The organism is Polynucleobacter sp. 35-46-11 (assembly GCF_002281105.1).
Genome location: NZ_NCFJ01000034.1, coordinates 1 through 16,930, shown reverse-complemented (window position 1 = coordinate 16,930; position 16,930 = coordinate 1). Strand labels below are relative to the sequence as shown.

The 16,930-nt window shown below is 47.9% G+C and carries 16 protein-coding genes; 7 read left to right on the top strand and 9 right to left on the bottom strand.

What is annotated here, in order from left to right:
* The first annotated feature begins 88 nt into the window (after positions 1 to 88).
* From hrcA to dnaJ, 5 genes are all read left to right on the top strand, one after another.
* Positions 89 to 1,111 (top strand): heat-inducible transcriptional repressor HrcA, encoded by a 1,023-nt coding sequence (hrcA, locus tag B7Y67_RS04700; protein ID WP_293597605.1) that lies wholly within the window; start codon positions 89 to 91, stop codon positions 1,109 to 1,111.
* 42 nt (positions 1,112 to 1,153) lie between these two features.
* Positions 1,154 to 2,248 (top strand): ferrochelatase, encoded by a 1,095-nt coding sequence (gene hemH, locus B7Y67_RS04695; protein ID WP_293597604.1) that lies wholly within the window; start codon positions 1,154 to 1,156, stop codon positions 2,246 to 2,248.
* An 82-nt stretch (positions 2,249 to 2,330) separates the two neighbouring features.
* A complete protein-coding gene (gene grpE, locus B7Y67_RS04690) occupies positions 2,331 to 2,891 on the top strand; it encodes a nucleotide exchange factor GrpE (RefSeq protein WP_293597603.1) in 561 nt (186 codons plus the stop codon).
* A 172-nt stretch (positions 2,892 to 3,063) separates the two neighbouring features.
* The gene (gene dnaK, locus B7Y67_RS04685; protein WP_293597602.1) at positions 3,064 to 4,998 is read left to right on the top strand and encodes a molecular chaperone DnaK; all 1,935 of its coding nucleotides are present in this window, start codon (positions 3,064 to 3,066) and stop codon (positions 4,996 to 4,998) included.
* A 99-nt stretch (positions 4,999 to 5,097) separates the two neighbouring features.
* Positions 5,098 to 6,228 carry a molecular chaperone DnaJ gene (gene dnaJ / locus B7Y67_RS04680; protein WP_293597601.1) on the top strand — a complete coding sequence of 377 codons (1,131 nt, stop codon included), beginning with the start codon at positions 5,098 to 5,100 and terminating at the stop codon, positions 6,226 to 6,228.
* A gap of 14 nt (positions 6,229 to 6,242) precedes the next feature.
* Here dnaJ and panB read toward each other — a convergent pair whose 3' ends face one another.
* From panB to B7Y67_RS04650, 6 genes are all read right to left on the bottom strand, one after another.
* A complete protein-coding gene (panB, locus tag B7Y67_RS04675; RefSeq protein ID WP_293597600.1) occupies positions 6,243 to 7,058 on the bottom strand; it encodes a 3-methyl-2-oxobutanoate hydroxymethyltransferase in 816 nt (271 codons plus the stop codon).
* Between the two features lie 17 nt (positions 7,059 to 7,075).
* Positions 7,076 to 7,603 (bottom strand): 2-amino-4-hydroxy-6-hydroxymethyldihydropteridine diphosphokinase, encoded by a 528-nt coding sequence (folK, locus tag B7Y67_RS04670; RefSeq protein ID WP_293597599.1) that lies wholly within the window; start codon positions 7,601 to 7,603, stop codon positions 7,076 to 7,078.
* Positions 7,604 to 7,672: 69 nt separating this feature from the next.
* Positions 7,673 to 9,073 (bottom strand): polynucleotide adenylyltransferase PcnB, encoded by a 1,401-nt coding sequence (gene pcnB, locus B7Y67_RS04665; RefSeq protein WP_293597598.1) that lies wholly within the window; start codon positions 9,071 to 9,073, stop codon positions 7,673 to 7,675.
* The gene (locus tag B7Y67_RS04660) at positions 9,070 to 9,750 is read right to left on the bottom strand and encodes an HAD family phosphatase (RefSeq protein ID WP_293597597.1); all 681 of its coding nucleotides are present in this window, start codon (positions 9,748 to 9,750) and stop codon (positions 9,070 to 9,072) included. Before B7Y67_RS04660 ends, pcnB begins: the two co-directional genes overlap by 4 nt.
* Before the next feature lie 19 nt (positions 9,751 to 9,769).
* Positions 9,770 to 10,528: a DnaA regulatory inactivator Hda gene (gene hda, locus B7Y67_RS04655; protein ID WP_293597596.1), complete on the bottom strand. Its 759-nt coding sequence runs from the start codon at positions 10,526 to 10,528 to the stop codon at positions 9,770 to 9,772.
* Between the two features lie 12 nt (positions 10,529 to 10,540).
* Positions 10,541 to 11,530: an AI-2E family transporter gene (locus B7Y67_RS04650; RefSeq protein WP_293597595.1), complete on the bottom strand. Its 990-nt coding sequence runs from the start codon at positions 11,528 to 11,530 to the stop codon at positions 10,541 to 10,543.
* 73 nt (positions 11,531 to 11,603) lie between these two features.
* Here B7Y67_RS04650 and purM point away from each other — a divergent pair, with 73 nt between their 5' ends.
* Positions 11,604 to 12,656 (top strand): phosphoribosylformylglycinamidine cyclo-ligase, encoded by a 1,053-nt coding sequence (gene purM, locus B7Y67_RS04645; RefSeq protein WP_293597594.1) that lies wholly within the window; start codon positions 11,604 to 11,606, stop codon positions 12,654 to 12,656.
* A gap of 14 nt (positions 12,657 to 12,670) precedes the next feature.
* Here the strand turns inward: purM and miaA are convergent, their stop codons facing one another.
* On the bottom strand, positions 12,671 to 13,675 hold the full coding sequence (gene miaA, locus B7Y67_RS04640; RefSeq protein ID WP_293597593.1) for a tRNA (adenosine(37)-N6)-dimethylallyltransferase MiaA: 1,005 nt from the start codon (positions 13,673 to 13,675) through the stop codon (positions 12,671 to 12,673).
* A gap of 67 nt (positions 13,676 to 13,742) precedes the next feature.
* Here miaA and B7Y67_RS04635 point away from each other — a divergent pair, with 67 nt between their 5' ends.
* Complete coding sequence (locus B7Y67_RS04635; protein ID WP_293597592.1) at positions 13,743 to 14,402, top strand: DedA family protein; 660 nt, start codon at positions 13,743 to 13,745, stop codon at positions 14,400 to 14,402.
* A 50-nt stretch (positions 14,403 to 14,452) separates the two neighbouring features.
* Here the strand turns inward: B7Y67_RS04635 and B7Y67_RS04630 are convergent, their stop codons facing one another.
* Together B7Y67_RS04630 and murJ are read right to left on the bottom strand one after the other, a co-directional pair.
* A complete protein-coding gene (locus B7Y67_RS04630) occupies positions 14,453 to 15,295 on the bottom strand; it encodes a tetratricopeptide repeat protein (RefSeq protein ID WP_293597591.1) in 843 nt (280 codons plus the stop codon).
* Between the two features lie 5 nt (positions 15,296 to 15,300).
* On the bottom strand, positions 15,301 to 16,854 hold the full coding sequence (murJ, locus tag B7Y67_RS04625) for a murein biosynthesis integral membrane protein MurJ (RefSeq protein WP_293597590.1): 1,554 nt from the start codon (positions 16,852 to 16,854) through the stop codon (positions 15,301 to 15,303).
* Between the last annotated feature and the right edge of the window lie 76 nt (positions 16,855 to 16,930).

The window sequence follows — 16,930 nt, the reverse complement described above, 5'->3', positions numbered from 1 at the left end:
CGCAACCCGGCTAAATGCCTTTTTGCTGGAATTTGGGGATGGGCTTAACATATAACGATTAAACCATACGCATAAAATCCCTTCCACTATGGATGATCGTTCCCGCGCCTTACTGAAAACCCTTATCGAGCGCTATATCGAAGAGGGGCAGCCTATTGGCTCTCGCACCCTGTCTCGTTTCTCGGGGCTGGATCTTTCTGCGGCCACGATTCGTAATGTCATGGCGGATTTAGAGGAAATGGGCCTGGTCACCAGCCCCCATACATCTGCCGGTCGCATACCAACCCCAAGAGGCTATCGTCTCTTCGTGGATACGATGGTGACGGTTCGCCCTTTAGAGGAAATCGCTGCCCGTGAGATGGAAAAAGGGCTTTTGCCCGACTCTCCACAAAGGGTGCTGAACTCTGCTGCTCAAATTCTGTCTAATTTGACCCATTTTGCCGGGGTAGTGATGACGCCCAAGCGAGCACAAGTATTCAAGCACATCGAGTTTTTGCGCCTTGGCGAAGGCAAGATTTTGCTCATCATGGTGACCCCTGAGGGCGATGTGCAAAACCGCATCCTCCCTACTATGCAGGACTACACCCCAAGTCAGCTGGTGGAAGCGGGCAATTACATCAATACGCAATTTGCCGGCAAGAGTTTTGCTGAGGTACGCGCACACCTTGCCTCCGATCTGGATAACCTGCGTAGTGATATTTCTGGTTTGATGGCCTTGGCGCTGCACAGCGGCGTTAGTGATTACGGCATGGGTCAAGGGGATATGCTGCTTTCTGGCGAGCGACGCCTGCTGAATGTCGGTGACCTCAGCACCAATTTAGATAAGCTGCGCAAGATGTTCGACATGCTGGAGCAAAAGTCGGTACTCATGCAGCTACTGGATGTGTCGAGTCATGCAGACGGTATTCAAATCTTTATTGGCGGTGAAAGTGATTTACTGCCATACGAAGATTTGGCGGTCATTAGCGCACCCTATAGTGTGGATGGTCAGGTGGTTGGAACTCTCGGCGTTATTGGCCCCACTCGCATGGCATACGATCGGGTGATTCCGATTGTCGATATCACCTCTAAGTTGTTATCAGGCGCATTAAGTTCCCCAGTGAACTTTTAATAGCCATTATTTTTTTAGTTCTCTTTTTACGATGGATCCCTCTTGAATCAAAATCCCCACTTACGCCCCTCTAAGACAGCAGTGCTATTGCTGAACTTAGGCACTCCATCTGCACCAACTGCTAAAGCAGTGAGGTCTTATTTAAAAGAATTTCTATCCGATCCCCGTGTCGTAGAAATTCCCCGCATTATTTGGTGGTGCATTTTGAACGGCATTATTTTGCCGATTCGTAGTGGTGCATCTGCAAAGAAATACGCCTCCATTTGGTTGCCAAAATTAGGTTCCCCATTGATGCATTACTCACGTCTGCAAGCCAAAGAGTTGGGTGAGAAATTTGCTAATCACGGTGAGGTCGTGTTGGTGGATTTAGCTATGCGTTATGGTGAGCCTTCAACACAGCAAGCTCTGGAAGCCTTGCAGGCACAGGGCATGGAACGTCTCTTGTTACTGCCGCTGTATCCGCAGTATTCGGCGACAACAACGGCTTCCAGTTTTGATGAAGTGTTTCGTGTTCTCGGAACTTGGCGTAACCAACCTGAGCTGCGCTTGGTAAAGCACTATCACGACAACCCTGCTTACATCACTGCACTACGCGACCAAGTGCTCGGCGCATGGGACAAGAATGGACGCCCAGATTTCGCTGCTGGAGATCGCCTTGTGATGTCTTTTCATGGCCTGCCTAAGCGCAATTTAATGAAAGGCGATCCCTATCATTGTGAGTGCTTGAAAACTGGTCGTCTGCTTGGTGAGTCTTTAGGCCTAGAGCCTGGACAATACTTGGTCACTTTCCAATCTCGCTTTGGTAAAGCCGAGTGGCTTAAGCCTTACACCGCTCCAATGATTGAAGAGCTGGGTAAACAAGGTTGCAAGCGAGTCGATATTTTTTGTCCAGGCTTTCCGGCGGATTGCCTTGAGACTCTAGAAGAGATTGCTATGGAAGCACGCGAGATCTTTTTGGAGCATGGTGGTAAGGATTACCGCTACATACCTTGTCTCAATAGCAACCCAAAATGGATTGATGCGATGTATGACATTGCCCAGCAGCATTTATCTGGTTGGAGCTTGGGCGTAGAGTCTGATGCAGTATTGCAGGAACGTGACCGCTTGGTTGAGTTGGCTAAAGCCAGAATTGCTTAAAAACCAGTGCACTTGAAATTGCGTTAATCGGCCCCATATTGTTGAGAAGTAGCCATTCTGATAGAAAAGTGAATTTGTACCCATGACCCAAGAAAATCAAAATCCATCTCCTGAGCAGGAAAATATTGCCGCCGATCCTCGGACTGAGGGTAGTGCCGATGCAGCTAATGCACCCGATGAAGTAAAGACCCCAGAGCAAGATATTGCAGAGTTGAATCAAAAGTTAACAGAGATGCAAGATAACTATCTCCGCGCCAAGGCCGAAGGTGAAAACATTCGCCGCCGTGCTGCTGAAGACATCTCTAAGGCGCATAAGTTTGCGATTGAGAGTTTTGCTGAGCATCTCGTGCCAGTAACGGATAGCTTGTACGCAGCCTTGAACGCAGAGGCAGTCGATGCCAAAGCCTTTAAAGAAGGCTTGGAGATCACCCTGAAACAACTGCTCTCAGCCTTTGAAAAAGGCCGTATGACCGAGATCAATCCTGCTGTAGGCGATAAGTTTGACCCTCACCACCATCAAGCTATTGCCTCCGTGCCTTCGGATCAAGAAGCCAATACTGTAGTTTCAGTGCTTCAGAGGGGTTACTCCATCGCTGATCGGATTCTGCGTCCAGCCTTAGTAACCGTGAGCGCGCCCAAATAGGGTATTCAAACCCCTAAACCGGGGATTTTTGATGAAATAGCGGGATAAAAAGGCAGAAATCTGCCTTTTTTGCTTTTTAGCCCTTGAATTCCCTCTTTTTGACCCCATTTATTGAATATCGATTTATCCGCAGTATTACGAAATTACACATAACTTAATTTTTGGAGCCATTATGGGAAAGATTATCGGAATTGACTTAGGAACCACGAACTCGTGCGTTTCGGTTGTAGAAAACAATGCACCTAAAGTTGTTGAGAATGCTGAAGGCGGTCGTACAACTCCATCCATCATTGCTTACGTTGAAGACGGTGAAGTGTTGGTTGGCGCGCCTGCAAAACGCCAATCAGTTACCAATCCTAAAAACACCATCTATGCAGTGAAGCGTTTGATGGGCCGTAAATTTACCGATGCTGAAGTACAAAAAGATATCGGTTTGATGCCTTACAAGATTGTTCAGGCGGATAACGGTGATGCTTGGGTTGAAGCGCGCGATAAAAAAATGGCACCACAACAAGTGTCAGCAGAAATTCTGCGCAAAATGAAAAAGACTGCCGAAGATTATCTCGGTGAAGAAGTGACTGAGGCAGTGATTACTGTTCCCGCTTACTTCAACGATAGCCAACGTCAAGCAACGAAAGATGCTGGCCGTATCGCTGGTTTAGATGTGAAGCGCATCATCAATGAGCCAACTGCAGCGGCATTAGCGTTTGGCTTAGACAAGCAAGACAAAGTAGATCGTAAGATCGCTGTGTATGACTTGGGCGGCGGTACGTTCGACGTATCCATTATTGAGATTGCTAACGTTGACGGTGAGAAGCAGTTTGAAGTGCTCTCTACTAACGGCGATACCTTCTTGGGTGGCGAAGACTTTGACCAACGCATCATTGATTGGATTATTGCTGAGTTCAAGAAAGAGCAAGGCGTAGATTTGAGTAAAGACGTATTGGCATTGCAACGTTTGAAAGACGCTGCTGAAAAAGCCAAGATCGAGTTGTCATCTGCACAACAAACTGAAATCAATTTGCCATACGTGACTGCTGATGCAGGCGGTCCTAAGCATTTGAACTTGAAGCTTACTCGCGCCAAGTTGGAGTCTTTGGTAGAAGAGTTGATCAACCGTACGGCTGGTCCTTGCTTAACTGCTATCAAAGATGCCGGCGTGAATGTAGCTGACATTGATGACGTCATTTTGGTTGGTGGTCAAACCCGCATGCCTGCTGTTCAGGACAAGGTAAAAGAGATCTTCGGTAAAGAGCCACGTAAAGACGTGAACCCTGACGAAGCGGTTGCTGTTGGTGCAGCTATTCAGGGCTCTGTGTTGTCTGGCGATCGTAAAGACGTATTGCTCTTGGACGTAACCCCATTGTCATTGGGTATCGAAACCTTGGGTGGCGTGATGACTAAGATGATTCCGAAGAACACAACTATTCCTACCAAGCATTCACAGGTTTACTCCACAGCGGAAGATAACCAGCCTGCGGTAACCATTAAGTGTTTCCAGGGTGAGCGTGAGATGGCTGCTGCTAATAAATTACTCGGTGAGTTTAATTTGGAAGGTATTGCTCCAGCGCAACGCGGTATGCCACAAATTGAAGTGACTTTTGATATCGATGCTAACGGTATTTTGCACGTAGCTGCAAAGGACAAGACGACTGGCAAAGAAAATAAGATCACTATCAAGGCAAACTCTGGTTTAACTGAAGAAGAAATTCAACGCATGGTGAAAGATGCTGAAGCAAATGCCGATGAAGATAAAAAAGCATTGGAATTGGTAACGGCGCGTAACACTGCTGATGCTTTGGCCCATTCAACCAAGAAAGCTTTGGAAGAGCATGGTTCTGCTTTAGAGGCTTCTGAGAAAGAAGCAATTGAAGCTGCTTTGAAAGAATTGGATGAGGCAATCAAGGGTAGCGATAAGGCTGCAATTGAAGCTAAGACTGAGGCTTTGGGCAAGGCAAGTCAGAAGTTGGGCGAAAAAGCTATGGCTGCTGAACAAGCTAAAGCTAGTGGTGCCACTCCTGGCGCAGCCCCTGGTGGCGCGCAAGCCGCCGCTCCGGATGCTGACGTAGTGGATGCAGACTTCAAAGAAGTGGATGACAAGAAGTAATCCCTTATATTGAAAGTCATTTAACGTAGTTTAGAAGTGCTTAAATAACAAGTCGGCCTCGTGCCGACTTGTGTCATTCAGGTTGTTGAGAGGAATTTTGTGCCTAAAAGTAAACGCGATTATTACGAAGTGCTTGGTGTTGCGAAAGGTGCCGGCGATGAGGAGCTAAAAAAAGCTTATCGAAAAATGGCGATGAAGCATCACCCTGATCGCAATCCCGATAGCAAAACGGCGGAAGCGCAATTCAAAGAAGTTAAAGAGGCGTACGAAACCCTCACGGATCCCAATAAGCGAGCCGCTTATGATCAATATGGTCATGCGGGCGTGGATCAATCGAGTGGGTTTGGCGGCGGCGGTTTTGGCGGTGGTGGTTTTGCGGATGCCTTCGGCGATATCTTCGGCGACATTTTTGGCCAAGGTGGTGGACGTCAGTCAGGACCTCAGGTTTATAAGGGTGCTGATTTACGTTACAACATGGAAATCACCCTCGAGCAAGCTGCTGAGGGTTACACCACGCAAATTCGGGTACCAAGTTGGAGTGACTGCAAGCCATGTCACGGAACTGGCGCAGAGCCTGGTAGCAAAGCCGAGAGATGTACTACTTGCGATGGTCATGGTCAAGTTCGTATCCAACAAGGATTCTTCTCAATGCAGCAAACTTGTCCCAAGTGCCGCGGTACGGGCGAGTACATTCCTAAGCCATGCAAAACTTGCCATGGTAGCGGTAAGCACAAAGAACAAAAAACACTCGAAATCAAAATCCCTGCGGGTATAGATGACGGCATGCGCGTGCGCTCTGTTGGAAACGGCGAGCCAGGCGTCAATGGCGGACCCTCTGGAGATCTCTATGTCGAAGTGAGAGTGAAACCCCATAAGGTGTTTGAGCGTGATGGCAGTGATTTGCATGTCCAAATGCCAATCTCGTTTGCAACTGCAACGATTGGTGGTGATATTGAAGTGCCAACGCTTTCAGGACGTGTGGAGTTTCCGATTCCTGAGGGTACGCAGACTGGCAAAACATTCCGTTTGCGCAACAAAGGAATTAAAGGATTGCGCTCTACGATGGTGGGCGATCTCTTTGTGCATGTTGCCGTTGAGACTCCGGTTAAGTTGACTGATGAGCAGAAAAAATTACTGAAGAAGTTTGATGACAGCCTGAAGTCAGGTGGCGATAAGCACAACCCACATCAAAAGGGTTGGTTTGACGGTGTAAAGAGTTTTTTTAGTTAACTAGTAATTCAAGCTTATCCAGCAAAGCCATGTTCGGGTCCGGGGAACTTTCCGGATTTCACTTCTCGAACATAGGCTTTGACTGCCGCCTCAATTGAGGCATGACCATCCAAAAAGTTTTTGACAAACTTTGGTGGTTTTCCAGGGCTGATGCCCAACATATCTTGCAGTACCAATACTTGGCCAGAGCAATCTGCTCCCGCACCAATTCCAATGGTGGGGATGGAAAGTGATTCGGTAATAAGTTTGCCCAATGAAGATGGAATTGCCTCAAGAACGATCATTTGTGCACCAGCTTGCTCGCAAGCAATGGCTTGTTCAAGCATGAGGCTTGCAGCATCTTTTGATTTACCTTGAACTTTATAGCCACCCAAAATATGAACGGACTGAGGTAGTAAACCCAGGTGCGCACAAACAGGAACACTGCGTTCCACTAAATACTGAATGATGTCGATTTGCCAATCACCACCTTCAAGCTTAACCATATCAGCGCCGGCACGCATCAGTTCTGCTGATGAATCTAAGGCTTGAACAGGATCGCCATAGCTGGCAAAAGGGAGATCGGCAATGATGAAGGCATGAGAGTTGGCGCGGGCTACACATTCGGTGTGATACGCCACTTGTTCAACAGTAACGGGTGTTGTACTAGAGTGACCTTGAATCACATTGCCAAGGGAATCCCCAATCAGGATGGTTTCGACTCCGCAGCGATTTAGTAAGGCGGACATCGTTGAATCGTATGCCGTCAGCATAGCAATTTTTTCACCCTCAGCACGCATGGAGAGGAGCTTAGAAATCGTAATTGGCTTTTCGCCTTGTAAGTAACCCATGGCGTGAGTTTAATGAATTAATGCGCTGATTGGCTATAAACGTCTTTTTCAACGCAATTACAGTTGCGGCAAGGGAGTTTTTCAATGCGCTGATCAGCTACATTAGGTAAGTAGGACTTGAGTTCACCCCAATTGGGCAAAAAGAAATCTGGGGCAATTTCCAGCAAAGGCAATAGAACAAAAGAGCGCTCAATGATTCGAGGGTGGGGAATGGTGAGCTCAGTATCTGTTTGAGTTACACCTTCAAATGCCAGAATGTCCAAATCAATCGTGCGGGGTGCATTTGCATAGGGACGCTCACGGCCGAACTCCTGCTCTACTGCTTGACAGACATGCAATAAGCCATAAGGGCTGAGTTGCGTTTCAATTTCAATCACAGAATTAATATAGTCGCCCCCGGTAGCTTGAAAGGGCGCGCTTTGGTAGAAGCAGCTTTTGGCTAGGATTTGGAGTTCGCAGCGCTGCGCAAGGCACACGATCGCATCAGTAATAAGCTGACGTGTGTCACCGATATTGCCACCAAATCCAATAAAAGCTCGAGCCATGCTTATTCCAAACGAGAGAAATTACGCGAAACTACCGAATCTACTTTACTGAATTTTTCTCAAGTCTGCTTAGTCCATTGCACCCTCAGTGGGCGCAGCAGATTTGGGTTTTCTGCGGCGGCGGCGTTTTGCGGGTGCAGCGCTATTGCCAGTCTCATTTTTGACGCTAGCCATTAAAGCTTCTTGACCATCTAGATCGGTAGCGATGAAATCACTCCACCATTGACCTAGGGATGGGTTTTTCTCGCCGGTAGCGCAGCGCAACAACATAAAATCATAACCCGCTCTAAAGCGTGGGGATTCAATCAGGCGATAGGGGTAGCGTCCAACACGCTTTTCAAAGCGGGGCTGCATAGACCAGATTTCCCGCATATCACTTTCGAAGCGACGCTGGATCACCATGCCACTACTTTGACTTGCAATGGTTTCATCCATCGCATCATGCAGTGCGGGAATGTTGGAAATTCCTTTGGCGATATTCTTTTTCCAATTACTTAGCAGGTCCGGCCATAACAAAGTCGCAAATAAGAAGCCAGCTGAAACGCTTTTGCCTGATTGAATGCGCTGATCAGTATTGGCGAGGGCAATGCGAACAAAATTATTTGCTTCTTTGGAGTCTGCACTTTGATCCAGGATGTGATCGAGTAAAGGTAGGAGGCCATGGTGTAGTCCTGCATCTTTCAAGCCTTGAATTGCGGCCCATGAATAACCGGACATGAGTAGCTTGAGGATTTCATCAAAGAGGCGAGCAGATGGAACGTCATGAATCAACTTACCCAATTTATCGATAGGTGCGCGCGTAGCGGTATCTAGAGTGAAGCCTGTTTTGGCAGCAAAACGAATGGCGCGCAACATCCGTATCGGATCTTCGCGATAGCGCTTAGCGGGATCACCAATCATCCGCAAAGTTTTCTTCTGCATATCAGCCATACCGCCGTGATAGTCGAGCACGGTTTCAGTTGCGGGATCGTAGTACATCGCATTAATACTGAAATCTCTGCGTGCAGCATCTTCATGTTGGCTGCCCCAAACGTTGTCACGCAGGATGCGGCCATTTTCAGCGACATGCTCGCCAGCGTTCTCCAATAGGGCTCTGAAGGTAGATACCTCAATGATTTCAGGTTGGCCTTTGCCAAAGAAAGTCACATGCACAATCTGAAAGCGACGACCAATCAGGCGCGCCTTGCGGAATAACTTTTGTACCTGCTCTGGTGTTGCATTAGTTGCCACATCAAAATCTTTTGGACCAATTCCTAAAGCCAAATCTCGAACTGCGCCACCGACAATAAAAGCATCATAGCCAGCCTGCTGCAATGTTTGGGTCACCTTCACGGCATTTTTAGATAGCAAATGCGGGTCAATGCGGTGAGATTTTTTAGGGATTCGTTTCGGCGCGCCAGAAGTATGGGCTGCAGTATGTCGGACCATCGGGTCACGACGCAAAATACGTTTAATAAATTTGGTAATCATGCAAACAGTTCAAGTATGGGCCAGTGACGTTTTGAAGCTTCATCACGTAGGCGAGCATCTGGATTGGTAGCAACAGGATTGCTAACTTTTTCCAGGAGAGGTAAATCGTTCATGGAATCTGAATAAAAATAACTTTGTGGCATCTGATTCAGTGCGAGATTTTGAGTGGCAAGCCAATCATGCACTCGTTGAATCTTGCCTTCCCGAAAACTCGGAATACCTTTGACTTCGCCAGTGAAATCAGCAAGAGGGTTATCCCCCACAGTGGCAGGTTCAGTGGCTACGAGATGTTCGATACCAAAACTCTCCACGATAGGGCGAGTAACAAAGCTATTGGTTGCAGTGACAACGCAGCAAAGATCACCAGCATCTTGGTGGCGTTTGACTAGATCAATCGCATGTTGACGCAGTTGACCAGTAATTACTTCTTTCATAAAAGCGTCATGCCACTCTTTGAGTTGTTCGCGAGAATGTTCTGAGAGTGGCTTTAAAGCAAAGCGCAAAAACTCTTGGATGTTGAGCTTGCCATCTTTGTAATCTTGGTAGAAGCGTTCATTTTGCTGGGCATAGTACTTACTATCCACTACGCCAATGCGTGCCAAGAATTGACCCCATTCGTAATCGCTATCGCAGGGGAGAAGAGTGTGATCTAAGTCGAAAAGGGCTAATTGGGTCACGAATTGAATATGAATTAATTTATTTTGGCTGCAAGAGCTCTCGTACGAGAGGCAAAGTGACAGCACGTTTTGTTTCTAGTGAATAAGCATCCAAAGCATCAATCAAGGCCATTAGGTTGGGCATATCGCGATAGAAGCGATTTAATAACCAAGGTAATACATCTGGCGATAAAACCAAGCCGCGCGCTTGCGCCGCTTGTTGTAGTGCCTCTATTTTCTCATCATCGCCCAAAAGGTGAGTTTGAAAGATCAAACCCCACCCCAGGCGGGTGCGAAGGTCTTCTCTGAGCCTTAATGCGCCAGGGGCTGCATTGCCAGCCATAAAAATATGAACTGCTTTGCTGCCCTGAATGGCATTCAGAATGCGAAATAAAGAGGCTACCAAGCGCTCATCGAGCCGATCTACGTCATCAACGGTAATGACCGATGGTGTATCGCTCACGCAGAGGGCGGGCAGACTTTCTTCCAGACGTACCCAAGAAATGGGTTCATTGGGGGCGAGGAGAAAGTGCTTCAGCCCTAGTTGCTGGGCGGCATCACCAATGGCGCTGAGTAAATGGGTGCGACCAGAGCCTTCTGGCCCCCACCAATAGATCCAGCGTTGATTTAGGGGGTTTTCACCAGCTTGTCTTGGAGCATGTATTTGCCAGGATTTAGCTAAAGCTAACAAAGTAGAGTGCAGAGCTAGATTTTCTCCGGCTAAAAAATTACTTAAGCTGGGTTTAGGCGTATGACCGATGTCGAGCGCAAACTGTTTTGGTAGTGAGGGGCTATTCATTACTGCGGATGCTTACTTTTGATACCACGGGCTTTGCGTATAGCGTGACCAACCATATTGCAGAAGCACTAAGCCAACTGCACTTGTTGGCAATGCAAGTAGAACGCCAAAGAAGCCAAATAAATTTCCAAACAGCAGTAAGGCAAAGAGAACGGCAACTGGATGAAGACCAATACGCTCGCCCACTAGGCGAGGCGTGAGGAAGAAACCTTCAATGAATTGACCCAGGCCATATAGCACCAGGACGCTGATGATTGCACCGCCAGGCCCAAATTGTAAAAGGGCTGCAAGGATAGTCAGGGTGAAGCCCAAGGCAATGCCAATGTAGGGAATCACAATCATCAGCGCAGTGAAGACGCCTAATGCTGTGGCGCCTTTAATGCCGATCACGCTTAAGCCAACGCTATAAAAAATAGACATGATGGAAATGACGATCAGCATGCCTCGGAGATATTGCGATAGCAGACCATCCGCATGCAAAGCTAGGTGATGAACAGTTTCTTGCGCACGCAGCGGAACAATTTTTCTGACCAGCTGAAAAAAATGATCCCAATCGATCAGCAAATAAAACATCACAAACAAAATTAGGACTGCATTTACGAAGCCAGCAATCACAGAGCTGCCAGATGTCAGAACCGTCTCCAGTGTGGAGGACATGAGGGCATCAGAATTGTCGTTAAAGTGCTCGGTAATCTTTTGGGTAGCGCTGGTTTTGAGGGTGCCCCAATCCACATTGATGTGAAATTCGCTTAATTTGGGCCCAAGCCAAGATTGGGTATTTTGGATCCAGGTTGGAAATTGAGTCTTGATGAGGGGAATTTCAGTTTTAAGGAGGGTGATAAAGAGGGTCAAAATCGAAAATACGACTGCCAGGCCAACAATCATCGCAATCCCAGCGGCTAGCGCGCGGGGTAGGCTATGCCTCTCAAGCCACAAGCAAACTGGGCGTAAGGCATAAGCCAGAATAAATGCGGTTAAAAAAGGGGTAAAAATTTCAGCCATCGTGCTCGAATCCTCTAGAATTCAATGATTCTACCGACCAAGTAGCGTTTCTTACTAATCTTCTATTTCTGCCATGAACTCATCTACCAATTCTTCCTCCAAAGGCCTTTCCTACCGTGACGCTGGTGTCGATATCGACGCTGGGGATGATTTGGTTGATCGTATTAAGCCCTTAGCCAAGAAAACCATGCGCGAAGGCGTATTGGCTGGGATTGGCGGCTTTGGCGCCCTATTTGAGGTGCCAAAGCGCTATAAAGAGCCGGTGCTGGTATCGGGTACCGATGGTGTTGGTACAAAGCTTAGATTAGCCTTTGAGTGGAACCGTCACGATACGATCGGTCAAGATTTGGTGGCAATGAGTGTAAACGACATTTTGGTGCAGGGTGCTGAACCCCTCTTCTTCTTGGATTACTTTGCCTGCGGCAAGCTCACTGTAGATACTGCAGCAACTGTAGTTGGCGGCATTGCTAAAGGTTGTGAGTTATCTGGTTGTGCGCTCATTGGCGGTGAAACCGCTGAGATGCCTGGTATGTATCCCCCAGGTGAATATGATTTGGCCGGCTTTGCTGTTGGTGCAGTTGAAAAATCCAAAATCATTACTGGTGCAACGATTGCCCCGGGCGATGTCGTTTTGGCAATTGCTTCGAGCGGCGCGCATTCCAACGGCTATTCATTGGTTCGTAAAATTATTGAGCGTGCTGGCGCAAAGCCAAATGATGATTTGGGGGGACGTCCCTTGGGTGATGTCGTAATGGCTCCTACGCAAATTTATGTGAAGCCACTCTTAAAGCTGATCAATGAAATTAATGTGAAGGGTATGGCCCATATTACTGGCGGTGGTTTAGTGGATAACGTGCCGCGCGTACTCCCAGAAAATACGCAAGCTGTATTACATCGTGATAGCTGGCAAATGCCGGAACTCTTCCGCTGGTTGCAGATGAAGGGTGGCGTAGCTGATGCAGAAATGGTGCGTGTATTTAACTGCGGTATTGGCATGGTGGTGATTGTGTCTACTGACCAAGCGGATGTTGCAATCCAATCGCTCAAGGCTGAAGGTTTACATGCTTGGACTGTTGGCGAGGTTGTAGAGCGCCCAGCTGGTGCACCACAAACCATCGTTATTTAATGCACGGTATAAGTCTATTTAGTTAGGCTTTTCTTGCAGTACTCTAGGGCCGCCTTCAACTCGTCTGGGTTGAAGGGGTCAAATGTTTTTCTTCCCGCAATCGCACGCAACCAAGTCAACTGTCGTTTACCAAGCTGCCGGGTAGCTGCCAACGCTTTGTAGCGCATTTCAGCGTGATCTACTTCCCCTGATAAATATTCCCACACTTGTCGATAGCCTACTGAGCGAATGGCTGGTAGATCGCCATGTAAATCTGGATTTTTTTTGAGCAATTGAACCTCTTCTAATAATCCTCCAGCAAGCATTTCATCGAAGCGCTTTTCCAGGCTCTGATGGAGGCGCGAGCGATCGCTGGGCTCTAGTGAGATCAGGCCAATCCACTCCGGAATGGCAGAGCCTTCTCGGCCATCCTCGCTCGGCGAATCTGCCAATAGATCTGACATGGGTTTGCCGGTAATTTCATAAACCTCTAAAGCACGTTGCACGCGTTGAGAGTCATTGGGCTGTAAACGTGTGGCGGTAACGGGGTCTACTTTGGCTAGTTCAGCATGCATCGCAGGCCAGCCAATCGCCTTGCCTTGCTCATCGAGACGGGCGCGGATCTCTGGATCAGCCGGCGGTAGAGAGGAGAGGCCGTATGCCCAGGCTCGCCAATACAACATCGTGCCACCCACTACAACGGGAATATTTCCGCGCGCACGAATTTCTTCGCATAGTCGCTTGGCATCGTTTGCGAAGCGCGCAGCAGAATAGGATTCGGTAGGATCCAAGATATCGATCAGGTGGTGCTGAACTGCTGCTTGCTCTAACTTAGTTGGTTTAGCGCTGCCAATATCTAGTCCGCGATATACCAAGGCGGAGTCCATACTGATTAATTCAACGGTTTGACCAATGGATTTGGCATGCTCAGCTAATGCCATTGCGAGATGGGTTTTGCCTGCGCCTGTGGGACCAACGATACAGAGTATGGTTGGCTGATCAGATAAATGCGTAGGCTGAATGTGAAGTTCAGTTTGCATACCGCATTATAGGAATGAAATGTCTCAATCTGTATTGCTAGCCTGTTAATATCCTTGCAACTAATACATGGAGCACGATTTGATCGATACCTTATTGCAGTTAGGTGATTTGCTATTGCACATTGATCGTCATTTAGACGTAGTGATTCAGCAATACGGCTATTGGGCTTATGGCTTACTCTTCGCCATCGTGTTTGCGGAGACTGGCTTAGTGGTTGCTCCTTTTTTGCCAGGTGACTCACTACTGTTCATTGCTGGGGCCTATTGCGCTACTGAGCATTTCAATCTGTGGACGCTTTGCATTGGATTATTAATCGCCGCGATTTCTGGTAATACCGTGAATTACTTTATTGGCCGTTGGATTGGTGAAAGAATTTTTAGTAGTCAATCACGCTGGATTGATCAGGCAGCTTTGCGTAAGACACATTCTTTTTATGAGAAGCATGGCGGCAAAACAATTATCGTGGCGCGCTTTTTACCGATCATTCGTACCTTTGCACCGTTTGTTGCCGGTGTTTCTGCAATGAATTTTTCTCGCTTCCAGTTATTCAATGTGACTGGCGCACTCTTGTGGGTCTTTGGCTTGGTTATTGCTGGCTACTTCTTTGGCAACATTCCCATCATTCGCCAAAACCTGAATGTGATTGTGTTGATTGGTATTGGTGCTGCAGCTATTCCAATCGTGCTAGCTGCTTTGTACAAAATATTTCAACGTAAAAAGAATTAAATCTAGCAAGATTTAAGCGGCTATCTTTTGAGAAATAGCTGCAGCTCTAATTAATGCAGTTTAGTTTGACTCTCGAGAGTAGCGATGTGCTCACGAATGTCTGCCGCGTCTTCAGCGCCAGGCATTTCGCTTAAGTAGCGATGCAGATCAGCTATTGCAGGGCGAACGTACTCTAGTTGCGCAAAGATCAAGCCACGATCACGAACCTCTTCGGTTGAGTCTGGTAACAAGATCACTAGACGTTCCTGGATTCCAAGAAGACGCTCCCAACGCTCATCTTCTGAATAAATCATTTTGAGGTTTCTCATAAAGCGCGAAAGGATTTCTCGAGAACTAGAGGCTCTCAAGAAAATATTGAGTGGCAGACTGAGCTCGCCGCGATAGCCTTTGGCATCCAAGTATGGGTCGAGCATTTCTTGCAATTGATTTTTGGAGAGCGACTCGCCGTTCAATGGATCAATGATGATTTCACCTTGTTGCAAGGAGATGCGCATCATGAAGTGGTTCGGGAAAGACACGCCGCGAATATTCAATCCTATTTGCTGTCCGAGTTCCATCATCAAGATGGCCAGTGAGATTGGAATACCACGACGATTCTCAATGATCTGATGGAGATAAGAATTCTCGGGCGCATAAAAGTCATTCGGGTTCGGACCAAAGCCCAACTCGTTATAAAAGAAATGCTTAAGCAACTGGAGACGCTGAATCGGTGGCGTATCTGGAGTAATGCGTTGCTTGAGTTTATTGCCCCACTGATCAATCTGATCCAGGACTCCTTGAACATCGAGGTCAGGGTAGGCGTGTTGTGCAACCGCAACTACCGCCTCGGTTAAGGGGAAGTGCTCATCCTCAGCGACGAGGGATGTGAAATAGTCGAGTTGTTGTGTTGGCATAAAAGCTATTTTGCATGACGTAGGAATTTTTGCCAGCGGATGCCAACAAGCCCTAAAGCTGCAAAATAAATCACTGCAGCAGCGGCTAACCAGGCAGCTAGTAATCCAACGCGGATCCAGGGACTAGATTGCAGTGCAATCCAATCATGCGCAGTAGCTGCGTAATACAAGAGGAATGCAAAGGGAATTAAGGCAAGTAAGAGTTGACCTAAGTACTTCAACCAAGCGGCGCTAGGTAGGGCGCCACGTCGATGTAGGCCTACCCATAGTAGTGCGGCATTCAAGCAGGCGCCAGCGCCAACGGAGAGTGCAAGCCCTGCATGTCCTAACCAAGGAACAAAAACTAAATTGGCTAATTGGGTTGCTACCAAGACCAGTAGGCCAATCTTGACTGGTGTGCGGATATCTTGGCGTGAGTAAAAACCAGGGGCTAAGATTTTCACCAAAATGAGGCCAATGAGTCCAACACCATAAGCTGCTAGTGCACGCTGTGTCATCAAGACGTCCAAGGCATTGAACTTACCGTAGTGATACAGAACTGCTGCCAGTGGCTCGCCAAAAATAAAGAGGACAAGCGCGCAAGGCGCTGCTAGCAAAAAGGTCAGTTGCAATCCCCAAATCAACAGCTCGCCAGCATGCACCAAATCATTTTTCGCATTTGCCTTACTCAGGCTTGGTAGCAAGACTGTTCCAAGTGCCACCCCCAGGAGGGCTGTTGGAAATTCCATCAGGCGATCTGCATAGGAGAGCCAAGATACGCTGCCCGCCTGCAAACGGGAGGCAATGTTGGTGTTGATGATGAGTGAAATTTGGGCAACGGAGACTGCAAATACGGCCGGCCCCATTAATTTCATGACACGCCTTGCTTCTGGATTTTTAATGGCTGCCTTGATAGCGCCTGGTAAAAGACCCACCTTAGGCAATAGACCCAGGCGGGAGAGTGCTGGAACCTGAATCGCCAGTTGCAAGAATCCGCCCAACAGTACGCCGATGCTCAGGGCGTAGATCGGCTGCTCAAGATGGGGCGCTAAAAAGATAGCGCTACCGATAAGGGCTAAGTTGAGTAAAACGGGTGTAAATGCTGGTACAGCAAAGCGGCCAAAGGTATTCAGGATCCCGGCCGATAGGGAAACCATCGAAATGAGGCCGATGTAGGGAAACATGATGCGGGTCATGACTACGCTCGCCTCATAGGCTGGACTGCCCTCAAAGCCCGTAGCAATCGCCAGAATCAACAGTGGGGCGCCAATGACCCCAAGGAGTACCGTCAGCAGCAAAGCCCAAAATAAGAGCGTAGCAACTGCATTTACGAGGATTTGGGACTGTTTTACATCCCCCTTGCTGGAGATTTCCCCCAAAATCGGCACAAATGCCTGGGAAAAGGCCCCTTCAGCGAAGAGTCTGCGTAGTAAATTGGGGAGCCTGAAGGCCACATTAAAGGCATCTGTCCACTCTGAGGCCCCAAAACTACGGGCAATCAGGGTCTCCCGGAGAAGTCCGGTGATCCTGGAGAGCATCGTGAGGGAGCTGACCTTAGCGGCAGCAGAAAGCAGATTCATGGGCTAATTTTCCCCTATTTATCAAGCGACTGGGCTTTTTTAGTCCTTTAATGTAAAATCTTGGGTTTTGGTGAGT